1 protein-coding gene is annotated in these 562 nt (G+C 75.1%); it reads right to left on the bottom strand.

What is annotated here, in order from left to right; genetic code table 11:
* Positions 1 to 562 (bottom strand): hypothetical protein (locus ACU8YC_RS25885; RefSeq protein WP_446896094.1); only part of this gene is annotated, 562 nt, incomplete at both ends.

Raw genomic sequence — 562 nt, forward strand, 5'->3', positions numbered from 1 at the left:
GGGCCACCGCGGCCTCCGTCGCCGCCAGGCGCCGTCGCGCCCGGCCCGCGAGCAGCAATCCCCCGAGCCCCGAGAGCGCGAGCGTCGGCATCAGGCCGAGGCCGAGCGCGCGTAGGGTGGTGGCCTGCACCCGGTCGATCTCGTCGGTGTCGTGTGCGATCACCACGGTGCTGCCGTCCGGCAGCTTGAGCGCGGCCGCCCAGATCTCGTCCTGGAGCCGGCGCCCGGCGAGGTCGACCGTCGCGCTCACCCGGTACGCGTCGCCGTCGCGCGCCAAGCGGTCCGGGATCGCCCCGAGATTGCCGACCCGGCGCGTCCCGTCCGGGGCGAACAAGCCGCCGTAATGGGTGGCGTGGACATCCATGGCGATCCACGTGTCGACCCGGTTCGCCGCGGCGGCGGGGTCGGCCGCGGCCGACCGCACCTCCAGCCGGAGCGTCTCGGCGAGTTCCTCGCGCAGGTAGTCGGCCGTCTGCCAGTAGACGAAGGCGAACATCGCCAGGGCGAGCAGGGCCGACCACAGGGCGAGGCCGAGCGCCCACCGAAGCGCGGTGGAGCGCAG

The organism is Citrobacter sp. VF227 (assembly GCF_052950715.1).